General features: G+C 73.3%; 7 protein-coding genes. All 7 read right to left on the reverse strand.

The features are described from left to right. Positions 1-167: 167 nt before the first annotated feature. The 7 genes from HNR07_RS08510 to HNR07_RS08535 all read right to left on the reverse strand — a co-directional run bounded on the left by HNR07_RS08510 (position 168) and on the right by HNR07_RS08535 (position 22,807). Positions 168-4,238 (reverse strand): non-ribosomal peptide synthetase, encoded by a 4,071-nt coding sequence (locus HNR07_RS08510; protein WP_184364142.1) that lies wholly within the window; start codon positions 4,236-4,238, stop codon positions 168-170. Positions 4,239-4,299: 61 nt separating this feature from the next. Then, the gene (locus tag HNR07_RS08515) at positions 4,300-7,686 is read right to left on the reverse strand and encodes a non-ribosomal peptide synthetase (RefSeq protein WP_184364145.1); all 3,387 of its coding nucleotides are present in this window, start codon (positions 7,684-7,686) and stop codon (positions 4,300-4,302) included. Next, complete coding sequence (locus HNR07_RS08520) at positions 7,683-18,749, reverse strand: non-ribosomal peptide synthetase (RefSeq protein ID WP_184364146.1); 11,067 nt, start codon at positions 18,747-18,749, stop codon at positions 7,683-7,685. Before HNR07_RS08520 ends, HNR07_RS08515 begins: the two co-directional genes overlap by 4 nt. Positions 18,750-18,832: 83 nt before the next feature. After that, on the reverse strand, positions 18,833-19,102 hold the full coding sequence (locus tag HNR07_RS34305; RefSeq protein ID WP_312893686.1) for a phosphopantetheine-binding protein: 270 nt from the start codon (positions 19,100-19,102) through the stop codon (positions 18,833-18,835). Between the two features lie 3 nt (positions 19,103-19,105). Then, positions 19,106-20,422: a lysine N(6)-hydroxylase/L-ornithine N(5)-oxygenase family protein gene (locus tag HNR07_RS08525; RefSeq protein ID WP_312893687.1), complete on the reverse strand. Its 1,317-nt coding sequence runs from the start codon at positions 20,420-20,422 to the stop codon at positions 19,106-19,108. 37 nt (positions 20,423-20,459) lie between these two features. Next, complete coding sequence (locus tag HNR07_RS08530) at positions 20,460-21,119, reverse strand: isochorismatase family protein (RefSeq protein ID WP_184364148.1); 660 nt, start codon at positions 21,117-21,119, stop codon at positions 20,460-20,462. Continuing rightward, complete coding sequence (locus HNR07_RS08535) at positions 21,119-22,807, reverse strand: (2,3-dihydroxybenzoyl)adenylate synthase (protein WP_184364150.1); 1,689 nt, start codon at positions 22,805-22,807, stop codon at positions 21,119-21,121. Before HNR07_RS08535 ends, HNR07_RS08530 begins: the two co-directional genes overlap by 1 nt. Positions 22,808-22,809: the final 2 nt, after the last annotated feature.

Below are 22,809 nucleotides of genomic sequence, written 5' to 3' on the forward strand. Positions count from 1 at the left end.
GGTTCGGGGAGTCTGTTCAGGGGTGTTCGGCAGGAGTGGTCGGGGGTGTCGCAGACGCACTCCGGGCATGGTGCGCGGGCGGTGTTCCGGAGAGCGGAGAGGAACGCGCGGCATCGATAAGGCTAGCCTTGCCTTACCCCCAACGGGAACCCGGGGGCGGGTTTTCCTTAGGTGAGGCTTCCCTCCCCTGGCTGTTCGCCGCGCAGTGCCCGCTCCAGGACGGGGCCGATCACGGCCAGCGCCGCGGGTCCGGTCAGGTCGTTGTGGTGGTGGTCGACCGGGGTGTCGTGCACCTGTCCGCGCACGTGCTCCTTCCACAGTTCGGCGCTGATACCCGAGTCCGGGTCCCGCTGCGCGGTGGCGGAGAAGAAGTGCAGGTCACCGTCGAAGACCCGGTAGCCGGTGCGGTACATGACCTCGTTGGTGTACATGCGCGCCCGCACCACGCGCTCGATGGTGGCGGTGTCGAAGTCGGCCCAGACCCCGTCGCTGTCGCGCATGAACTCCACCACCTCCTCGCGTTTGTAGGGCCTGGTCAGCCGGGATGGCAGGTCGCGTTGGGAACTGGAGAGCAGGAAGTCGAGCGCTTCCTGTTCTGCCTCGTCCTCCGCCATGGCGCCGCCCGCGCGCAGCACAGGTTCGGAGTCGGTGGGGTAGGTGTCGAGCAGCCCGAGGAAGGCGACCCGCTCCCCCTCGGACTGCAGCAGCGTCGCCAGCCCGTAGGCGATCTGTCCGCCGAAGGACCAGCCGACCAGGTGGTAGGGGCCGTTGGGCTGGACGGCGCGGACCAGGCGTGCGTAACGCTCGACGAGCGCGTCCATGGTGGGCGGCAGGTCGTCCTCGCGCAGGCCGGGGAACTGGACGCCGACGATGGGCCGCTCCCTGTCGATGTAGGGGGCCAGACCCGCGTAGGACCAGCTGAATCCGCTCGCCGGGTGGAAGCAGAACAGCGGGCTCCTGCGGCCGCCTTCCCGCAGGCGCAGGACCGGGGCGAGCAGGTCCTCGCGGCGCGGGGACTCCAGGTACTCCCGCAGCCGGGCGACGGTGGGTGCCGCGATGAGGTCTCCGGCGCGCAGCCGCTGGCCGGTGCGCTTGCGGATCCGGCCGACCAGGCGCATGGCCAGCAGGGAGTGCCCGCCCAGGTCGAAGAAGTCGTCGTCGATGGTCGGTGCCGGGGATCCGGCTGCCCCGCTGTCGGTACCCAGGCCCAGGACGGCGGCGAAGTCGGCGCACAGGTCGCGGTCGGTGTCGTCGCGGGGCGGGCGCCCCGCCGTGCCCTGGTGGGCGGGCGCGGGCAGGGCGGCCGCGTCCAGCTTGCCGTTGACGGTGAGCGGAAGCCAGTCCAGGGCCACCAGCGCGGCGGGCACCATGGCGTCGGGCAGGGCCTGCTGGAGGCCGCGCCGCAGAGCGTCGGTGTCGATACCGCCGCCCGCGGCGGGCACCAGGTAGGCGACCAGCCGTTTGAGGCCGGGGGTGTCCTCGCGCACGAGCACCGCCGCCTGGGCGACGGACGGGTCCTCCTCCAGGGCGGAGACCACCTCGGCGGGTTCGATGCGCACGCCGCGGATCTTGACCTGGTCGTCGGCGCGGCCCAGGTAGTCGATGAGGCCGTCGTCGTCCCAGCGCACCAGGTCGCCGGTCCGGTACATCCGGGAGCCGGGCGGCCCGTAGGGGTCGGCGACGAAGCGTTCGGCGGTCAGGTCGGGACGGCCGGTGTAGCCGCGTGCCAGTCCGGCGCCGGTCACGTAGAGCTCTCCGGGCACCCCCGGGGCGACCGGGCGCAGGGCGGAGTCGAGCACGTGGACGTCGGTGTTGGCGATCGGGCGGCCCACCGTGGGGGTCCGGCTGTCGGCGGTGCCGCCGCCGAGGGTGTTGATCGTGTACTCGGTGGGCCCGTACAGGTTGTACCCGAGGACGCCGTCGGCCTCACGCAGGGCGTCCCAGACGGTGGCGGTGACCGCCTCGCCGCCGAGCAGGACCAGCGGCGGCCGGTGCGCGAAGCCCCCGGCGCCGGTGCCGCCCGCTCCCGACGGCCCCAGCAGACCGTCCTCGATGAGCTGTCCGCAGTAGGAGGGGGTCACGTTGATCACGTCGATGTCGTGGTCGGCGCAGTAGGCGACCAGGGCGGCGGAGTCACGGCGCAGCTCCTCGTCCATGAGGTGGACCTCGTGGCCGTCGATCAGCCACAGGAGTTCCTCCCAGGACATGTCGAAGGAGAACGAGACGGTGTGCGCGATGCGCATCAAGCGCCCGCCCTGGGCCCGCACGACCGGACCGAAGATCTCCTCGCGGTGGTTGACCAGCATGTTCACCAGGCCGTGGTAGGGGATCTCCACACCCTTGGGCCGTCCGGTGGAACCCGAGGTGAAGATGGTGTAGGCGAGGTGGCCGGGCCGGTGGGCGGCCGGGGGCCGGGGCTGGGAGAGGTCGGTTCCGGCGAGGGCGTCGACGGTGTGCGGCTCGTCCAGGTAGACGCGGTGTCCGCCGGTACTCCGCCCGGCTGCGTCCTCCCCGGGCAGGTGCTGGGCCGCCCGGGTGGTGGTGACGGTGACCAGGGGGCCGGAGTCGGCGATCATGTGTCCGAGCCGGGCGGCCGGATGCTCCAGGTCCAGGGGCACGTAGGCGGCGCCCAGTTTGAGGACGGCGAACAGGGTCACCACCCAGTCCGCCGAGCGGTGCAGGGCGATGGCTACCCTGGCCTCGGGTCCCGCGCCGAGGCCGCCGAGCAGGCGGGCCAACCGCTCGGCGCGCTCGTCGAGCTCGGCGAAGGTGAGGCTCTCGTCGCGGGTGACCAAAGCGGTTCGCTCAGGATTGCGCCGGACGGACTCCTCGAAGATTCCGGCGAGGGTGGTCTCGGGCAGTGCGCGCCGCACCCCCTCCCCCAGGGCGAGGGCGGCTCTCGCGGCGCGTACCGGGAGCGGGTTCAGGTCGGCGACAGGGGCGTCGGGCTGGGCGGCGATCTGTTCGAGCAGGCGCACGACCCGGTCATACAGGTCCTGCGCGACCTCCGCGGCGACGACGTCGGTCCGGTAGGCGAGACTGAGGCGCAGCTCCTCACCGGGCTGGGCGACGAGGGTCAGCGGGTAGTGGGTGGCGTCGTTGCCGGTGACCGACTCCAGGCCGGTCCGCTCGCGCACGCTCTGGTAGCGCTCGTCGTCACGGGGGATGTTGCGCTGCACGTAGAGCGAGTCGAAGAGCCGCTGGCCGCCGACCGCGCCCTGGATGTCGGCGAGGCTGACGTGGTGGTGCGCGAGCAGGTCGGCCTGCTCTCCCTGGAGGCGGACCAGCAGCTGACGGACGGTCTCCGCGGGCCGGACCCGTACCCGGACCGGGACGGTGTTGAAGAAGACGCCGACGATCGAGTCCACCCCGTCGATCTCGGGCGGGCGCCCGGCGACGGTGCTACCGAAGACGATGTCGTCGCCACCGGTGTGGGAGCGCAGGACCAGCCCCCAGGCGGCGAGGAAGAGGGTGTTGGGGGTGACCCCGGTGCCGCGGGCCAGTTCGGTGAGTCGGCTCACCAGGTCGGGGGCGAGGACCCCGTCCACGGTGCGGGGCATGATCGTGGTGTCCCCGGTATCGGCGGCCGAGACCAGGGTGCCCTCCTCCACCCCTTCGAGGGCGGAGCGCCAGGCGTCGACGGAGCGCTGGTGGTCCTGCCTGGACAGCCACACCAGGTAGTCGCGGTAGGGGCGGGGGGCGGGCAGGCCGGTGTCGTCTCCGCCGCGCAGGTAGAGGTCCATGAGCTCGGCGTTGTAGAGCTCGCCGGACCAGCCGTCCATGACGATGTGGTGGAAGGTGAGGACCAGGATGTCGCGGTCCTCGGGCAGGTGGACGAGGACGTGCCGGATGAGCGGCGGCCGGGCGAGGTCGAAGCGGCGTTCGCGCTGGCCGACACGGACGTGCTCGAAGCGGCGGCGGGCCTCGGCCGGGGGCAGGTCGGACAGGTCGGTCTCGTGCCAGGCGGCCGGGACCTCGCGCGGGATGAACTGGACGGGGCGCTCCACGCCCTCGTGCATGAACCCGGCGCGCAGGGCGGGGTGGCGGCGCAGGAGGGTCTGCGCGGCTGCGCGCAGGGCCGCGGCGTCGACCCGGCGGGTGAACTCGAAGACGTTCTGGACGGTGTAGACGTCCAGGTGCTGTTCATCCTTGACGGAGTGGAACAGCAGCCCCTCCTGGAGGGTGGCGAGGGGGAGCACGTCCTGGATGTCGCCGGGGCCGGTGGCGCTGGCGTTCATGGGTGTCCTCTTCTTGTCGGTGCTGGTGTGGAGGCGGAGTGCGGCCTCTGCGGCCGCGGGGTCAGTCCCGGGTGTCCCAGAGCTGCTGGAGCCGGCCCATCTCGCCCGCGTCGAGCAGGTCGGCGAACTCGTCCCCTTGCGCCGGTGCGGGGTCGGGGCCCTCGGTGTGCGGCCCCGGGGAGGGCTGGGCGGCGGCCCGCTCGGCGTGTTCGGCGAGGCGCTGCGGGGTGCGGTGGGTGAAGACGTCGCGCACGGTCAGTTCCAGCCCGGCGGCGCGGGCCCGCCCGACCAGCCGGATGGAGGTGACGCTGTCTCCGCCCAGGGCGAAGAAGTCGGCGTCGGCGGGGACCTGGTCCGCGGCCAGGCCGAGGATGTCGGCCGCGGCCGAGCACAGGGTGCGTTCGGCCTCGCCCTCCGGGGGACGGCCGGGGCCGGGAACCGGTGCGGGTTCGGGCAGGGCCTTGCGGTCGAGCTTGCCGTTGACGCTCAGGGGCAGGCGGTCCAGGACGGTGACGGTGGCGGGCACCAGGGCCGGAGGCAGTGCCGCGGCGAGTTGGGCGCGCAGGTGTTCTGGGTCCGGGGCCAGACCGGGGGCCGGGACGGCGTATCCGGCGAGGGCGGTACTGCCTCCCGCGGGGCCCGTGGCGCCGGTACGGACGGTGACGGCGGCGTCGGCGACTCCGTCCAGGGCGCGCAGGACCGCTTCGGCCTCCCCTGGTTCGACGCGCACTCCGTTGATCTTGACCTGGTCGTCGGAGCGTCCGAGGTAGACGAGGGCGCCGCCGGCTCGGCGGCGCACCAGGTCCCCGGTGCGGTAGAGACGGGCTCCGGGCGGGCCGGAGGGGTCGGCGACGAACCGGGCCGCCGTGAGGTCTGGGCGGCCCGTGTAGCCGCGGGCGAGCTGGACCCCGCCGAGGTAGAGCTCTCCCACAGCTTCGGGCGGGACCGGGCGCAGGGCGTGGTCGAGGACGTGCAGGGTGGTGTTCCAGACCGGGTGGCCGATGGGGACCGGACCGCCCGGTCCGGTGCCGGGTACGGCGGGAGGAGGACCGGGTACGGCGGCGGGGTGGGAGGTGACGTCGATGGCCGCCTCGGTGGGGCCGTAGAGGTTCTCCAGCCGGGTGGCGGGCAGGGCTTCGGCGAAGGCTCGGGCGAGGTCGCCGGTGAGTGCCTCGCCGCTGGCGATGACCAGGCGGAGGCTGGCCGGGCGGCCGGTCCGCGCAGGCGCCGGAGGGAGTTCGTCGAGGAACAGGCGGAGCATGGCCGGGACGAAGTGGCAGACCGTCACGTGCTGCTCGGCCAGGAACTCGACCAGGTAGACGGGGTCCCGGTGGCCGTCCGGGCGGGCCGGGACGATGGCCGCTCCGACGGCCAGCGGCCAGAGGAACTCCCACACCGAGACGTCGAAGCCGATCGGGGTCTTCTGTGCGATGCGGTCCTCGGAGGTGAGCTGGTAGGCGGCTTGAGTCCACTCGACGCGGTTGGCGATGGCTCGGTGGGAGACCCCGACGCCCTTGGGGCGGCCGGTGGAGCCGGAGGTGAACAGGGTGTAGGCGAGCTGATCCGGGTGCGGTTCCGCCCACGGCAGGGGCGTGCGCCCGGCCAGACGGGCCCGGGTGGCCGGGTCGTCGAGTTCGATGCGAACGATGTCGTCGGGCAGGTCGGCGAGGGCCTCCCGCTGTGCCGAGGTGGTGATCACGACGATCGCGCCGGCGCGCTCAGCCATGTCGGCCAGGCGCCCGGGCGGCTGGTCCAGGTCCAGCGGGAGGTAGGCACCGCCGCTGCGTACGGCCGCTACCAGAGCGGTGACCAGTTCGGTTCCGCGCGGCAGGGCCACCGCCACGGCGGTATCGGGACCGGCTCCGTGTTCGCTGAGCAGGCGGGCGAGGCGGGCGGCGTCGCCGTGTAGCTGCCGGTAGGTGAGTTCGCGGTCCTCCGCGACGACGGCGGGCCGGTCCGGGTGGGCCCGCTCGGCGGCCGCGAGCAGCGCGGTGATGGTGCTGTGGGTGGTGGGGTGTGCGGTGCTGTTGTGGCGGGAGAGCTCTGAGTGCTGATCCGGCGTGAGCAGGTCGAGCTCGCGCGGGGTCCGCCGGGGATCGGTGCAGACCTGGGCGAGTAGGTGCTCAAAGAGTTCGAGCAGCTGGCGGGCGGCGGGTTCGGGTACCGCTGCGGGCAGGTGGTCCAGGCGCAGCAGGGTGCTCCGGTCGGGGCCCTCGTCCGGCAGGACGGTGAGCATGGCCGGGTAGTGGGTGGCGTCGCGGACCTGGATCTCCCCGGCGCGGACACCGGCGTGGTCGGCCCGGGCGGCGGCCTCGTCGAGCGGGTAGTTCTCGACGACCAGGAGGGTGTCGAAGAGGGTTCCGTGCCCGGCTGCGCGCTGCACCTCGGCCAGGCCGGTCCACTGGTGGTCCAGCAGGTCGGCCTGGTCCATCCGGACTCGGGTGAGCAGGTCGGCGAGGGGTTCGGCGGGGTCGAGGGCGACCCGGACCGGGAGGGTGTTGGTGAACAGGCCCACGGTGTCCTGGGAGCCGGTGAGCTCGGGAGGACGCCCGGAGACGGGCTGACCGAAGACGACGTCGCCGCGGCCGGTGTGCGCGGCGAGCGTCAGCGCCCAGGTCACCTGGAGGACGGTGTTCACGGTGACCCCGGTTTGGGCCGCGAGGGCGCGGAGCCGCTGGCTGGAGTCGGCCCCGAGGACTGATTCGATTGCGGCCCGCGCGGGATCGGGTGTGCCGGTGTCGGCGCAGGCGAGCAGGGTGGGTTCGGGCAGGCTCTCCAGAGCGGCGGCCCATGCCTTGCGGGCCGACTCGTGGTCACGGCCGTTGAGCCAGGCCAGGTGGTCGCGGTAGCGCGGGGCGGCGGGCAGGGCCGCGCCGTCGCCGTTGGCCTCGTACAAGCGCAGGAGGTCGCGGGCGAGGATCGGCAGCGACCAGCCGTCGAGCAGCACGTGATGGGCGGTGACCACCAAGACGGTGCGGGCGGGGTCGGTGGTGAGGGCGTGGAACCGGATGAGCGGCGGCGCCGAAAGGTCGAACCCCTTCGCGAACTCCTGCTCGGCCACCCGTTCCTCGGCCGCCCTCAGGGCCCCCGGGTGCGCGGGACCGGTGCTCGTGCCCAGATCGGTGCGGGTCCAGTCGAGATCGGTGTCGGCGGGGACGAACTGGACCGGCTGGTCGAGCTCCTCGTGCAGGAAACCCGCACGCAGGTTCGGGTGTCGTCCGAGCAGCGCCGCCGCGGCCAGGCGGAGGCGTTCCGGATCGACCCGGCCGAGGAGTTCGACGCGCAGCTGGATGCCGTATACGTCTCCCTCGCCCCCGGAGAGGGCGTGGTGGAACAGCAGCCCTTCCTGGAGCGGGCTGAGCGGCAGGACGTCGGCGATCGCTCCCGGAGCGGGCCCGTCGGAGGCGGACGAGTGGGGGGCGGGGGTGGGGTCGGTGGGCTGGATCATCGCCGCTTCCTCCACATCGATTCGAGCTGGTCGAGCTGGCCGGGGGCCAGGGAGATCAAGGGTTCCTCCGGAGCGGCGGGAGCGGGTTCGGGTTCGGTTGGGGAGGCGGGCTCGGCCACGGCTGCCAGGTCGGCGACCACGGGGTGGCGGAAGACCTGGCGACCGGTGACGGTCCACCCGGCCTGGCGGGCCCCGCCGACCAGGCGCAGGGTGAGGACGCTGTCGCCGCCCAGGGCGAAGAAGTCCTGGTCGGCTCCGACCTCGTCGAGGCCGAGGACGTCGGCGTACACCGCGCACAGGGCGTGTTCGGCCTCGGTGGCGGGGGCCCGCCCGGCGGGTCGGTCACTGGCTGTGGTCGACGGGTCGGGCAGCGCCTTGCGGTCGACCTTGCCGTTGGCGGTGAGCGGCCAGGAGTCCAGCGGAACGAAGGCCGAGGGGATCATGTAGCCGGGCAACTGCGCGGAGAGCGCGGCCCGCAGGTCGACCGGTTCGGGCACGGCCTGCACTGCCGTGAGGTAGGCGACGAGGCGGTGGCGGCCGTCGGTCCCCTCCTGGGCGGTGACCACGGCCTGGGCGACACTGTCGAGGCGGGCGAGTGCCGTCTCGATCTCGCCGAGCTCGATCCGGAAGCCGCGCACCTTCACCTGGAAGTCGGCGCGGCCCAGGAAGTCCAGGGTGCCGTCGGGCTGCCAACGGGCCAGGTCACCGGTGCGGTACATCCGGGAACCCTGCTGGTCCGGGGTGGCGTACGGGTCGGCGACGAAGCGTTCGGCGGTCAGGCCGAAGCGCTGGTGGTAGCCGAGTCCGACCCCCGCGCCCGCGATGTACAGGTCGCCGGGGACCCCGGCCGGGACCGGCTGCAGGTCGGCGTCGAGCACGTAGACCCGGGTGTTGGCCATGGGGCGACCGATGGAGACCGGATCGTCCGTGTGAACCGGAGAGGTGGTGGACCAGATGGTGGTCTCGGTGGGCCCGTAGACGTTGGTGACCTGCGGTGCGTGCGCGGCGAGGTCATCGGCCAGCGCCTGCGGCAGGGCTTCGCCGCCGACCAGTACGCGGAGGTCGCGCAGGACCTCGGGTTTGGTCTCCAGGAGCATCCGCCACAGGGTGGGGGTGGCCTGCATGATCCCGATCCCGCCGCCTTCCAGCAGGTCGGCGAGGGCCACCCCGTCGCGGACGGTGTCCTTGTCGGCGAGGACCACCGTGGCCCCCGCCAGCAGCGGCAGGTACAGCTCCAGGGCGGAGATGTCGAAACTCACCGTGGTCACCGCCAGCCAGCGCTCACCCGGGGAGAGCGGGAAGCGCTGACCCATGTCGGTGAGGAAGTTGGCCAGGTTGCGGTGACTGATCACCACACCCTTGGGCTTACCGGTGGAACCGGAGGTGTACAGGACGTACGCCACCGAGTCGGCGTCCGTCGGGGTGCTCTCGGAACCATGGGCACCCTGAGCGCCCTGACCAGGACGTGCTCCGTCCAGGTCCAGGACCGGGGTGGTGGCACCGGCGGGGGCCTCCACTCCCCCGCCGGTGAGAACGAGGACCGCACCGGAATCAGCGAGCATGTACGCCAACCGGTCGGCCGGGAACTCCGGGTCCAACGGCAGGTACACACCACCCACCCGCTGCACCGCCAACAGCGACGCCAGCATGTCCACCGAACGCGGCACCGCCACACCCACGACCTGGCCGGGTTCGACACCCCGCTGCCGGAGCAGGCCCGCGATCGCCGTCACCCGTTCGAGAACGGCGGCGTAGGTGTGGGTTCCCGAACCGTCCTCGACCGCGATCGCCTCGGGTGCACGCTTGGCCCAGTCCACCAGGGCGTCGCAGGGGCGGGCCGCGGTGATGGCGGTCCCGGTGCGGTTGAAGCCCTCGATCAGCTGGTCGCGTTCGCTGTCGCCGAGCACGTCGATCTCGCCGATGGACAGCTCGGGGGCGGCCGCGACCTGGCTCAGCAGCCGCACGAGACGGTCGGCCATCATCTGGGCCGTCGAGGCGTCGAACAGGTCCGCGGAGTGGTTGAGCGCCAGTCGGGTTCCCTGCTGCGGGTCCTCGATGTAGGCGAACTCCAGGTCGAACTTGGCGGTCTCCAGCGGGATCTCGACCAGGTGGGTGGTCGAGCCGAAGAGCTGGTCGGCGCCCTCGGGCCTGCGCTGGTAGGACACCATCGTCTGGAACAGCGGGTGTCGGCTGACCGAGCGCTCCGGGCGCAGCGCCTCGACCACGGCGTCGAAGGGCGCGTCGGCGTTGGCGAAGCCCGCCAGGTCGACCTCGCGCACCCGGGCGAGGAGTTCGGCGAAGGTCGGCCGCCCGGACAGGTCCAGGCGCAGGACCAGGGTGTTGAGAAAGAATCCGACCGCGTCCTGGAGGCCCTCGTCGGCGCGGTCGGCGACCGGGCTGCCCAGGGGGATGTCCTCGCCCGCGCCGAGGCGGTGCAGGAGGGTGGCGACGGCCGCCTGGACCACCATGAACACGGTGACGCCGTGGTCGGCGGCCAGCTCGCGCAGGGCCGTGTGGAGTTCGGGGTCGACGGGGGTCCGGGCGAGGCCCCCGGTGTGCGAGGCGACGGCGGGTCGGGGGCGGTCGGTGGGCAGGGCGAGTTCGTCGGGGAGACCGTCCAGGCTGCGACGCCAGTGGTCGAGTCGCTGGCTGAGCGGGCTTTCGGGGTCCTCGGCGGTGCCGAGCCAGTCCGCACGGGAGGCGGCGTAGTCGGCGTACTGGAGCGGCAGCGGCGCCCAGTCGGGGGCTCGGCCCGCGGCACGGGCCCGGTAGGCGGCGTCCAGGTCGGCCAGGAGCGGCCCGAAGGACCACTCGTCGGCGACGATGTGGTGCAGGACGATCAGCAGGACACAGCCGGAACCGGGACCGGTGAGCAGGCGGACCCGCAGGGGCGGGCGTTCGGCGAGGTCGAAGGGCTGGGCGGTGATACGGGCGAGCGCCGCGTCCACAGGCTCGCTGATGTGCTCCGCCGCGACGTCGACCAGATCCGAGGGGTCGTCGGGGTCGGCCTCCAGCAGGTGCGGGACGGGGGTGCCGGGCTGGTCGGGGTCGGCCCGGATGACGGTGCGCAGTACTTCGTGGCGTGCGACCAGGTCGGCGACGGCGGCGCGGAGGGTTTCGGGGTCCAGGGAATCGGCGACGCGCACCGCGAGGGGCACGTTGTAGGCGCCACCGGACTCGTGCAGGCGGTCGACGAGCCAGAGCCGGTGCTGGGCGTGGGACAGGCGGCGCGGCTGGTCCGTGGAACGCGGGGTGACGCAGGGTCGGCTGTGGGCGGTCTTCTCGGTGCGGCGGGCCAGGGCGGCCGCGGTGGGGGCTTCGAACAGGTCGCGCACGCCCACGTCGGCGCCGAGGAGGGCCCGGACCCGCGCCGCCACGCGGGTGGCGAGCAGGGAGTGCCCGCCCAGGGTGAAGAAGTCCTCGTCCGGTCCGACCGTCTGCCTGCCGAGGACGTCGGCGAGGATTGCGCAGAGGATCTCCTCCCGCGCGGTGGCGGGGGCCCGGCCCTGCCGGAGGGAGCCGCCGGGGTCGGGGAGGGCCTTGCGGTCGACCTTGCCGTTGGCTGTGAGCGCAAGGGCGTCCGTGACCACGATGGCCGAGGGAACCATGTACTCGGGCAGCTGAGCCGCCACGTGAGCCCGCAGGTCAGCGACCGAGAGACCTGAGCTGGCAGTGGGGACGACGTGGGCGGCGAGCCAGGCCCTGCCGGACTCGTCCTCGCGGGCGGTGACCACGGCCTGGGCGACGCCCGGGGCGGACAGCAGGGCGGTCTCGATCTCGCCGAGCTCGATCCGGAAGCCGCGCACCTTCACCTGGAAGTCGGCGCGGCCGAGGAAGTCCAGGGTGCCGTCCGCGCGCCAGCGGGCGAGGTCGCCGGTGCGGTACATGCGGGACGCGGGCGGGCCGAAGGGGTCGGCGACGAAGCGTTCGGCGGTCAGGCCGAAGCGCTGGTGGTAGCCGAGTCCGACCCCCGCGCCCGCGATGTACAGGTCACCCTCGACCCCCACGGGAACCGGGCGCAGGGCCGCGTCCAGCACGTACACCCGGGTGTTGGCCATGGGGCGCCCGATGGTGACGGGACCGGTGGTGCCCAGGGGAATGGTGGTGGACCAGATGGTGGTCTCGGTGGGCCCGTAGACGTTGTGCGCGCCCCGGGAGTGTTCGGCGAGTGTGACGGCCAGCGGCGGCTGTACCGCCTCACCGCCGACCAGGACGCGGAGCGGGGCCAGGGTGGCCGGGTCGTGTTCGGTGAGGGAACGCCACAGTGACGGGGTGGCCTGCATGATCGTGGCACCGGAGGTGGCGGCCAGTTCGCTGAGCAGGCGGGGGTCGCGGACGGTGTCCTTGTCGGCGAGGACCACCGTGGCCCCGAAGAGCAATGGCAGGTACAGCTCCAGGGCGGAGATGTCGAAACTCACCGTGGTCACCGCCAGCCAGCGCTCACCCGGGGAGAGCGGGAAGCGCTGACCCATGTCGGTGAGGAAGTTGGCCAGGTTGCGGTGACTGATCACCACACCCTTGGGCTTACCGGTGGAACCGGAGGTGTATAGGACGTACGCCACCGAGTCGGCGTCCGTGGGGCCGTTGCCCGGCACCGGGCCGGTGGTCGCGGCCGGTCCGTCTGCCGGGGCCGCGGCCAGGCGCTCGGCCGCAGCCGTGCTGCCTGAACCCTGGTCGGGGGCCGGGGTCGCCGCGGGGCCTTCGGGACCCTCGGGGCCCAGGACGGAAAGGTCCAGCGCAGGGGTACTGACACCGGCGGGGGCCTCCACTCCCCCGCCGGTGAGAACGAGGACCGCACCGGAATCAGCGAGCATGTACGCCAACCGGTCGGCCGGGAACTCCGGGTCCAACGGCAGGTACACACCACCCACCCGCTGCACCGCCAACAGCGACGCCAGCATGTCCACCGAACGCGGCACCGCCACACCCACGACCTGGCCGGGGCGGACCCGGTTCGCGCGCAGCAGGGCGGCGATCTCCTCCACCCACACGTCGAGTTCGGCGTAGGTGTGCTCGCCCTCGGTGTCGACCACGGCCGTACTGCTGGGCGCCCAGGCCGCCCAGTCGGCGAGGGCGTCGCAGGGGCGGGCCGCGGTGACGGCGGTCGCGGTGCGGTTGAAGCCCTCGATCAGCTGGTCGCGTTCGGTCGGGGTGGTGGTGGCGATCTCGGCGACCGACAGCTCGGGCTGGCCGGCGATCTGGTTGATGACCGCGCGCAGGCGGTCGAGGAGCGCCTCGGCCTGGTCCGCGCCGACGGCGTCGGGGCGGTGGTACAGGCGCAGGCCCAGGCTCTGGCCGGGGAAGACGTTCAGGGAGACCGGGTAGTGGGTGGCGTCCTCGACCTGGACGTCGGTGAGGCGGACCCCGGCGTGGTCGTGGTCGGCCAGGGCGGCGCGGGCCGGGAAGTTCTCGAACACCAGCAGGGTGTCGAAGAGGGGCGCGTACCCGGACAGTTCCTGGGCGCGGGTCAGGCCGGTGTGGTGGTGCTCGGAAAGGGCGGCCTGGCGGCGCTGGAGGTCGGTGAGCAGTTCGGCGAGCGGGGTGCCGGGGGCGGTGCGCACGCGGACCGGCACGGTGTTGATGAACAGGCCCAGGGTGGACTCCACGCCGGGCAGGTCGGCGGGGCGGCCGGAGACGGTGGCGCCGAAGACGACGTCGGTGCGTCCGGTGGCCGTACCCAGGACCAGGGCCCAGGCCGCCTGGACGAGGGTGTTGGTGGTGACGCCCAGGGCCCGGGCGGTGGCCGCCGCCCGGTCGGTCTCCTCCGGAGTGAGCGCGGCGGTGATGACCCGCTGTCCGCGACCGCCGTGGGCGGGTGCCTCGGGGGCGAGCAGGGTGGGACCGCTCAGGTCGGCGAGTTCGGTGGACCAGGCGTGGTCGGCGGCGTCGGTGTCGCGGTCGGCCAGCCAGGCGAGGTAGTCCCGAAAGTGCGTGCTGGGCGCGGGGGTGTCCGACCGCGCGTAGCGGTCGAAGAGCTCGCGCAGGAACAGTGGCGTGGACCAGCCGTCCAGGAGGGTGTGGTGGTCGGTGGTGACCAGCACGTGGCGGGTGGGGTTCAGGCGTACCAGGGTGAAGCGCAGCAGCGGCGGGTGGGCGAGGTCGAAGGGGGTGGCGAGCTCATCAGCGCGCAGCTGTTCGAGTGCGGTGCGCGGGTCGGGGTGCTCGGACAGGTCGACGCTGCGCCAGCGGGGTTCGAGGGCGGCCGGGACGAACTGGATCAGGTCCTCGCCCTCGGCGTGGAAGCCCGCGCGCAGGCTGGGGTGGTGCTCCAGCAGGAGCGCGGCGGCACGGCGCAGGCGCTCGGGGTCGAGGGCGCCGTCGACCCGCACGGCTGACTGGGCGGTGTAGGCGTCGTGGCCGGAGCCGTAGAGGCTGTGGAAGACCAGGCCCGACTGGAGCGGGGTGGCGGGCCAGAGTTCGGCCACGCGGGCCGCGGGGTCACCGCAGGTGTGCGCCCAGGCGCGCTCGACCTGCTCGATCCGGGAGGGTTCGAGTTCGAGGAGGGGCAGGTCGGAGGGGGTGAGGGTGTGTGGGCCGGGGTCGGTGGCGGCTTCGGCCAGGGCGCGCAAGGCGGCGGTGAGGTCATCGGCCAGAGTGCGGACGCCGTGGTGGTCGTGGACGCCGGGCGCCCAGCGCAGCGTCAGGTGCAGGCGGGGGCCGCCGTGGCCCTCGTGGGCGATGGCGCCGATCTCCAGGCCGTGGGTGAGGGGCTGGTCGGGGTCCTCGCCGAGCATGACCCGGGTGGTGGCGGGGGCCGACTCCCAGGGTTGGGCGGCGGGGGCGCCGAAGCGGCCGAGGTAGTTGAAGAGGACGTCGGGACGAGCGCGGCCGGTGAGCCGGGGCGCGGTCTCGGGGTTGAGGTGGCGCAGGAGACCGTAGCCGAGGCCGTGCCCGGGGGTGGCGCGCAGGGTCTCCTTGACCCGCTTGAGGGTACGGACGGGGTCGGCGCCGGGGGTGAGTGCGACCGGGTGGGATGTGGTCAGCCAGCCGACCGTGCGGGCCAGGTCCGCGGGTGCGGTGAGCAGGTCGCGGCGGCCGTGGCCTTCGAGTTCGACCAGGAGGCGCTGGTCGGTGGCGAGGGTGAGGGCGGCCAGGAGGACTTCCTCGGCTCCGACGCGGTAGGTGGCGCCGATGCCGGTGAGGACCTGGTGGGTGAGCTCGGGGTCGAGTTCGAGTTCGAGGCTGTGGCGGGTGGCGACCACGTCGCGGTCGGGGTCCAGGTCGCGGGCGCCCAGGCGGTGGTGGCGGGCGGGGTCGGTCTGCTCGGTCCAGTGGTCGAGTTCGGCGAGGCGGCCGGGATGGCGGGCCTCCTGCTGGAGCAGGGTGGTCCAGCGGCGCAAGGATGTGCCCGCGCCGGGCAGCTGGACGGCGCGGCCCGCGCTCAGGGCGGCGACGGCGTCGGCGAGGTCGGGGCCGATGACGCGCCAGGACACACCGTCCACGGCCAGGTGGTGGACCTGGATCAGGAGTTGTCCCATGCGGTCGGGACCGCTGTCGAACCACACGGCGGTGAGCGGGCGCCCCCCGGTGAGGTCGATGCGGGTGTGGGCGCGGGCCGCCTCCTGTTGGACCAGGTCGGTCAGGGCGTCTTCGGTCAGCCCGGCGGCGTCCACCCGGATGAGGGGGTCGAAGCCGCGCAGATCCCTGGCGGGCAGGACGTCCATCCGGCCCTCACGCAGGCGCAGGCGCAGGGCTCCGTGGTGGGCGACGACGGCGCGCAGGGCGGCGGTGAGGAGGTCCCGGGTGATCCCGGCCGGGGTCCACAGCACCTGGGACTGGGTGAAGCGGGGGCGGGGTCCGCCCTCGGCGAGGAGTTGGGCGGTGACGGGGGTGGGCTCGACCTCGCCGACCGGGTTGTCGGGTACGCGCGGGGCGTTGACGGCGGCGCCCGCGCGGGTGGCGAGTCCGGCGGCGGTCGGCGCCTCGAACACGTCGCGCACGGCCAGTTCCAGTCCGGCGGAACGGGCGCGGTTGACCGCCTGGATGGCGAGGATGCTGTCGCCGCCGAGGCGGAAGAAGTCGTCGTGCGGGCCGAGGTCGGTACCGAGGACCTCGCGCAGGATGCCGAGGAGGGCGTGCTCGGCGGGGGTACCGGGCTCGGTCGCACCGGCGCCGGTGGTCGGGGCGGCGGGTTCGGGCAGGGCGCGGGTGTCGACCTTGCCGCTGGAGTTGAGCGGTAGCCGCTCCAGGGTCACCACGCGGGTGGGCACCATGTAGTCGGGCAGGCGCACGGAGAGGTGGTCGCGTACCTCCTGCTCGGTGAGTTCCGCGGCTGGCCCGGCCGACTCCGCGGTGCCTTCCGCGCCGGACGGCTCCGTCGCGGCCGCGACCACGTAGGCGACGAGTTGGGCGGCTCCGGCCGGGGTGCGGCGGACCACGGTGGCGCACTGGCCCACCCGGGGGTGGGTACGGGCCACCGCGTCGACCTCGCCGGGCTCGACCCGGTAGCCGCGGACCTGGACCTGGCCGTCGGCGCGTCCCAGGTAGGCGACGTTGCCGTCCTCGCGGAGCAGGGCGCGGTCGCCGGTGCGGTACATGCGGGTGCCGGGCGGGCCGTAGGGGTCGGCTACGAAGCGTTCGGCGGTCAGCGCGGGACGGCCCGCGTACCCGCGGGCGAGCTGGTCGCCGGACAGGTACAGGTCGCCGGGCACGCCGGCCGGGACCGGGCGCAGGGCGGCGTCCAGGATGTGGGCGCGCACACCCGCGACGGGGCGGCCGATGGCGCACTCCTCGCTGTCGCGCACGTCGCAGACCAGGGCGTCCACGGTGTTCTCGGTGGGCCCGTAGAAGTTGAGGGCGCGGGTGCCGGGCAGGGCGCGCAGCCGGTCCCACAGGCGCTGGGGGCAGGCCTCGCCGCCGAAGGTGACCAGGGCGGGCGGGTGGTGGAGCTCGCCGGAGTCGAGCAGGCCCTGGAGGTAGGTGGGGGTGAAGTCCAGGTGGTCGAGGCGCTGCTCGGCCGCGTGCGCGGCCAGGCGGGCGTGGTCGAAGAGCAGGTCGGAGTCGAGCAGGTGGAGTTCGTGGCCGTGGACCAGGCCCAGGAGGGTGTCCCAGGAGGCGTCGAAGGTGAACGAACCGGTGTGACCGATCCTCGCCCGCTCGGGCAGGTACTGGCCCAGGTGGGCGCGCTGGGTGGCGGCCAGGGCGGCCAGGGCGCGGTGTTCGATCACCACGCCCTTGGGCTTTCCGGTGGAGCCGGAGGTGTAGATGAGGTAGGCGGCCGAGCGGGGGTCGGGGGCGGGGAGCGCGCCGCCGCACTGCTGGGCCAGGGCGGTGCGGACCTCGTCGGTGTCGAGTTCCAGCAGGCGGGCCTCGGCGGTCTCGGGTAGGCGGTGCGAGGTGGTGGAGTCGGCCAGGACGAGGGTGGGTCGGGCGTCGGCGAGGACGTGCCCGATCCGGTCGGCGGGGTGTTCGGGGTCCAGGGGGACGTAGGCGGCGCCCGCGCGCAGGACCGCGAAGAGGGCGACGACCAGCTCGACTGAGCGGGGCAGGGCGAGGGCGACCACGTCGCCGGGGCCGACGGTGGCCTCGCGCAGCAGTTGGGCGAGGCGGTCGACCCGGTCGGCGAACCCGGCCCTGGTCAGGTGGGTGTCACCGTGTACGAGCGCGGTGGCGTCGGGTTCGGCGGTGGCAGCCCGGGAAAGGAGTTCGGGGACGGTGAGCGGGTCCTGGGCCACCGCGGGGGTGACCAGCGGGGCGCCGGTCGGGTCGGTGGTGTCCAGGGCGGCCACCGTGGTCGAGGCGTCGGCGCCGGCGAAGCCGGTGAGGAAGCGCGCGAAGCCGTCCAGGCGGGCGCGGGCGCCGCGCCGGTCGTAGCGGGCGTCGTTGGCGTTGGCTTCCAGGACCAGGCCGCCGGTGGCGGGCCGGTAGACGGACACGGCGATGTCGTCGACCGGCCCCTCGGAGAGGTTGGTGGTGGTGGAGGGGACGCCGTCGAAGGTGAAGGTGTAGTCGAAGAGCTTGACGTTGATCTCGGGTCCGTAGAGCCCGAAACGGTCGCCGACGGCGGAGAGGTCGCGGCGCAGCTGTTCGGAACGGTAGCGCTGGTGGGTGCGCAGGTCGCGCTGGGCGGCGGCGGTGTGCGCGATCACCTCGGACACGGTGTGGGCCGAGGTGGTGCGCAGGCGCAGCGGCAGCACGTTGACGACCATCGCGGGGGTGCGCAGGCCGACGGAGCCGACCCGGCCCATGGACGGGGATCCGAGGAGGAGGTCGTCGGCTCCGGTGAGGCGGTGGGTGTAGGCGGCGAAGGCACCGACCAGGGCGTCGGCCCAGGTCGCGCCGGTGGTCTTGGCCCCGGTGGCTGCTGCCAGGGCGTCCAGGCCTTCGGCGACCCCGGGGCCCACCGTGGTGCGGACCCGTAGGAAGGAGGCGTGCGGGGCGGGCGGGGCGGCGGAGAGCAGCGCGGGTTCGGGGCGGTCGGCGAGCAGCTCGTTCCAGTAGGCACGGTCCCGGGCGCAGCGGTCGGAGGCGGCGTAGGCCTCCTGGTCGGCGACCAGGTCGGTGAGGGCGCCGAACCTGCTGGCCGGGATCTCCTCGCCCCGGCCCAGGCGGGTGTACACGTCGGCGACGCGGCGGGCCATCATCGTGATGGCGTAGGCGTCCACCGCGATGTGGTGGAAGCGCTGGAACCAGAACCAGCGCTGCGGCCCCACCCGCAGCAGCGCGTACCGGTACAGCGGTTCGCGGGTGGGGTCCACCGGGCGTTCGCGGTCGGCGCGCATCCAGGCCAGGGCGCGCTCGACCGCTCCGTGCTCGCCGTCTCCCCCCGCGTCCTCACCGTCGCCGGTGCCGGTGAGGTCGACGACCTCCAGTTCCCGGGGAACCCCCTCCCCTACGACCTGGCCGATCCGATCCCCGTCGGCCACCACGCGGGTGCGCAGGGCGTCGCTCTCGGCGACCACCGTGCGCACCGCCGTCGCGAAGCGGTCGGTGTCCAGGTCAGCGGGGATGTCGGTGTACTGGCCGACGTTGAACACCGGGCTGTCCGGTGCCGTCTGTTGGGCGTACCAGACGCCTGCCTGGGCGCCGGTCAGGCCCAAACGGGTGTCGTGGATGTCAGCCATGGGATCGGGCTCCTCGGAGAAGTACGCGGGTCGAAGCGGGGCGGAGGCGGGGAGGGCGGAAGGGGAGGCGAGGGGTGGCCGGGTCAGCGGTTGAGGAGGGTGACCCAGGCCTGGATGGTGGGCTCTTCGGCGAGGTCGGCGAACTCGACCTCGGCCCCGGCGGCCCGCCACCGCTCCATGAGGCTCATCATCCGGACCGAGTCCATGCCCCGGTCGAAGAGGTTCTCGGCGGGATCGATGTCCCCGGTCGGTTCGGCGAGGATGTGCGCGGCCTCGGCGAGCACGCGCTCCACCGTGAACTCCGTACCGGTCGTGCCGGCGGTTCCGGTCGTGCTGTCGGTCTCCTGGGTCACGGGTCAGGCCCTCTCTTCGGCGGGGGCTCCGGCGCGGGTGGCGACGGAGTCGATGATCTCCGCGACGCGGGTCGCGATGTTGGACAGCAGGGAGGCCGACACCCCGTGGCTGTGCTCGGTACCGCCCTGCAGGTACAGACCGCAGGTCAGGGTGTCGTCGGTGGCCACCCGGTAGTCGCGTTCCACGACCGGGCGCCCCTCGGGGGTGGTGACCACCCGGTCGGCCAACTCGCCCAGCAGCGGACGGGCGTCGGCCGGGTGGTAGCCGGTCGCGAACACCACGTAGTTGGCGGGGACCGGGGTCTGCTTACCGGTGACCAGGTCCTCCACGACCACCGCCACACCCTCGGTGCTCTCGCTGAGCCCGGCCACCCGCGAGGTGTTGTGCAGGTGCAGGCGCTGGTCACCGTGGACCTTCTCGGCGTAGTGGCGCCGGTAGAGCTCACCGATCAGATCCGGGTCCACCACCGAGTAGTTGGTGTTGCGGTGGTAGCCGGTGAGCTGGTCCTTGACCTCCTGCGGTGCCCTGTGGAAGGCGTCCACGGCCTCGGGGTCGAAGATGCGGTTGGCGAAGGGGCTGTCGTCGGAGGGGCTGTAGCCGTACCGGGAGAGCACCGCGTGGACCTGGGCGCGCGGGAAGCGCTGGTGCAGGTGGTCGGCGACCTCGGCCGCGCTCTGCCCGGCGCCCACGACCACGAAGGAGCGCGGGTCGGCCTTGGGCGCGAGCTCGCCCAGACGGGTGAGCAGGTACTCGTTGTGCCACACCCGGGCGGACTGCTCCACGCCCTCGGGCATGCGCGGGCGCAGGCCCGAGCCGAAGACCACGTTGCGGGCGCGCAGCACGGCCTGCTCCCCCGCGCCGTTCTCGGCGACCACGTCCAGGTGGGTGACGCGCTCCCCCGAGTACACGGGCCGGACCTCGACGACCTCGTGGCCGTAGCGCACCTGGTCGGCGACGCGTTCGGCGCACCAGGTCAGGTAGTCGTGGAACTCCTGGCGCAGCGGGAACAGGGTCTTGTGGTTGATGAAGTCGTGCAGCCGCCCCACGTGGTGCAGGAACGACAGGAAGCTGAAGTCGCTGGCCGGGTTGCGGGTGGTGACCAGGTCCTTGAGGAAGGACACCTGCATGGTGGCGTCGTCGATGAGCATGCCCCGGTGCCAGCCGAAGGCTTCCTGCCTCTCCAGGAAGACAGCGGACAGCGGCGGGTACCGGCCCTGGTCGCGGCGTTCGGCCAAGGCGATGGACAGCCCCAGGTTGGAGGGGCCGAAACCCACCCCGACCAGGTCGTGGACGACGGGCGGGTGGTCAGTGGAGGCCACAGTTGTTCCTTCTCGGTGGTGGTCGTTCACGGTCACGTCAGACCCCGGTGCGGGCGGGGACCTCCCGTAGGGCGGTCAGGGCCTGGTCGGCGGTGATCACGCAGGCGCAGCGCCCGGCGGCGTAGACCAGGGCGGAGCGGTGGTGCTCGGTGCTGAAGTCCGCGACGGCGTCGGCGACCAGGAACGGCTGGATGTCGCGCATGAACGCGTCGGCGGCGGTGAGCTGGCAGCCGACGTGCGCGTACACACCGGTGACGATGATCTGGTCGCGGCCCTGGGCGGCCATGCGTTCGGCCAGGTCGGTCTGGGCGAAGGCGCTGTAGCGCCACTTGGTGAGCAGCACGTCCTCGTCCTCGGGGGCGAGGGCGTCGGTGATGTCGGTGTGCTCGGCGACCGCCTTCATGCCGCCGCCCCAGAAGTCGCGTTCCAGGCCGCGCTGCTGCGGGGTCATGTCGCCCGGCTTGGCCGTGTACACGACCGGGACCCCGGCGGCGCGGCAGGCGGCGCGCAGGGCGGCGATGTTGGCGATCACGTCCGCCACCGGCTGGGCTCCCTCGGTGTAGGGGCTCAGGAAGTAGCGCTGCATGTCGTGCACGAGCAGCACCGCCCGACCGGCGTCCGCGGTCCAGTGCGCCCGGTTCTCGGGCAGCTCCTCGGCGGTGGGTAGCGGGTAGGGGTCGATGGTGGGTAGTGCCATCACTGGTCTCCGGATGGGTCGGTGGAGCCGCGCAGGTCGCGCTTGGAGGTCTTGCCGACGGCGGTGGCCGGGAAGGAGTCCACGAAGCTGACACGGTCGGGGATCTTGTAGGCGGCGAGTCCGCGCTCGCGCAGGAAGGCGAGGAGCTCACCGCGGGCGGGTGCCTGGCCGCGTGCGATGACGTAGGCGTGGGTGCGCTCACCCAGGTAGGCGTCCGGGACGGCGACGACGGAGGCGTCGTGTACGGCCGGGTGGGCGAGGATGTGGTTCTCGACCTCTTCGGCGCCGATCTTCTCCCCGCCGCGGTTGATCTGGTCCTTGGCCCGGCCGGAGACCACGAGGTTGCCGCCGGGGTGGCGGCGCACGATGTCGCCGGTGCGGTAGAAGCCGTCGGCGGTGAAGGCGGTGGCGTTGTGTTCGGGCGCCCTGTAGTAGCCGCGGATCGTGTAGGGCCCGCGGGTCAACAGGTGGCCGGGTTCGCCTTCGGGGACCGGGCGGTCCTGGTCGTCGACGACGAGGATCTCGTCGTGGTCGCTGATCGGGCGGCCCTGGGTGGTGGTGACCACCTCGGCGGGGTCGCCGTCGCGGGTGTAGTTGACCAGACCCTCGGCCATGCCGAAGACCTGCTGGAGGGTGCAGCCCAGGACCGGGGTGACCCGACGGGCCGCCTCCTCGGGGAAGGTGGCGCCGCCGACCTGGAGCATGCGCAGGGACGACAGATCGCGCTGGCCTTGCGAGCCGTGCTCGACGGCGTCCAGCCAGAGCATGGCCACCGGCGGGACCACGGCGGTGATGGTGACGCGCTCGCTCTCGACCAGCGCCAGGGCGGTGGCCGGGCTGGGGTCCGGGGCCAGGACGACCGTGCCGCCCGCGTGCAGCACGCCGAGGAACCCGGGCGAACTCATCGGGAAGTTGTGGGTGACCGGCAGGACGCCCAGGTAGACGGTGTCGGTGTCCAGTCCGCAGATGTCGGCGCTGGCCCGCACCGAGTACAGGTAGTCGTCGTGGGTCCTGGGGATGAGTTTGGGCAGGCCGGTGGTGCCGCCGGAGAGCTGGAAGAACGCCACGGCACCGGGGTCGGGGGCGGCGAGGACGGCCGGGTCCGGTTCGGCGCGCAGCTCGGCCAGGGCGGTCAGGCCGCCGGAGGGCTCTCCGGGGTCTCCGGCCACGACCACGTGTTGGAGGCCGGGGACCTGGGCGCGCACCTCGGCGGCCATCGGGCGGCAGTCGAACCCGGCGTGGACGTCGGAGGTGACCAGGGCGACCGCCTCGGCGGTGGCGGCCAGGTGCAGGAGTTCGCTGCGACGGTGGGCGGGCAGCGAGTAGACCGGCAGGGCGCCCAGCCGGAACAGCGCGAAGACCACCTCGAACAGTGCCGCGGTGTTGGGCAGGTGCACCACGACCCGGTCGCCCTCGGCCACGCCCAGCCGGGCCAGGCCGGTGGCCAGGGAGTCGGCCCGCCGGTCGAGTTCGGCGTAGGTCCAGCGGGTGGCGCCGTCCACGACGGCGGTGTTCCCGGCGAAGCGGGTGGCGCGCTCGCGCAGGAAGTCGGGGAAGGTCTCGCCGGTCCAGTACCCGGCCTCGCGGTAGGTGTCGGCGAAGTCCTTGGGCCAGGGGGTCCAGTCGCCCTCGGAGATCGTCCGGGGGGTCGGGGCGGGGTTCGCGTCGCCGCGCGGGTGGGAGGTCATGG

Origin of the sequence: Nocardiopsis metallicus, from assembly GCF_014201115.1 — a bacterium.
GTDB lineage: Bacteria > Actinomycetota > Actinomycetes > Streptosporangiales > Streptosporangiaceae > Nocardiopsis > Nocardiopsis metallicus.

What these genes read in the sequence shown, in the direction of transcription:
- HNR07_RS08515 (WP_184364145.1), bottom strand. Translation starts at nt 7,686, where the DNA reads ATGATCCAGCCCACCGACCCCACCCCCGCCCCCCACTCGTCCGCCTCC.
- HNR07_RS08535 (WP_184364150.1), bottom strand. Translation starts at nt 22,807, where the DNA reads ATGACCTCCCACCCGCGCGGCGACGCGAACCCCGCCCCGACCCCCCGG.
- HNR07_RS08510 (WP_184364142.1), bottom strand. Translation starts at nt 4,238, where the DNA reads ATGAACGCCAGCGCCACCGGCCCCGGCGACATCCAGGACGTGCTCCCC.
- HNR07_RS08530 (WP_184364148.1), bottom strand. Translation starts at nt 21,119, where the DNA reads ATGGCACTACCCACCATCGACCCCTACCCGCTACCCACCGCCGAGGAG.
- HNR07_RS08520 (WP_184364146.1), bottom strand. Translation starts at nt 18,749, where the DNA reads ATGGCTGACATCCACGACACCCGTTTGGGCCTGACCGGCGCCCAGGCA.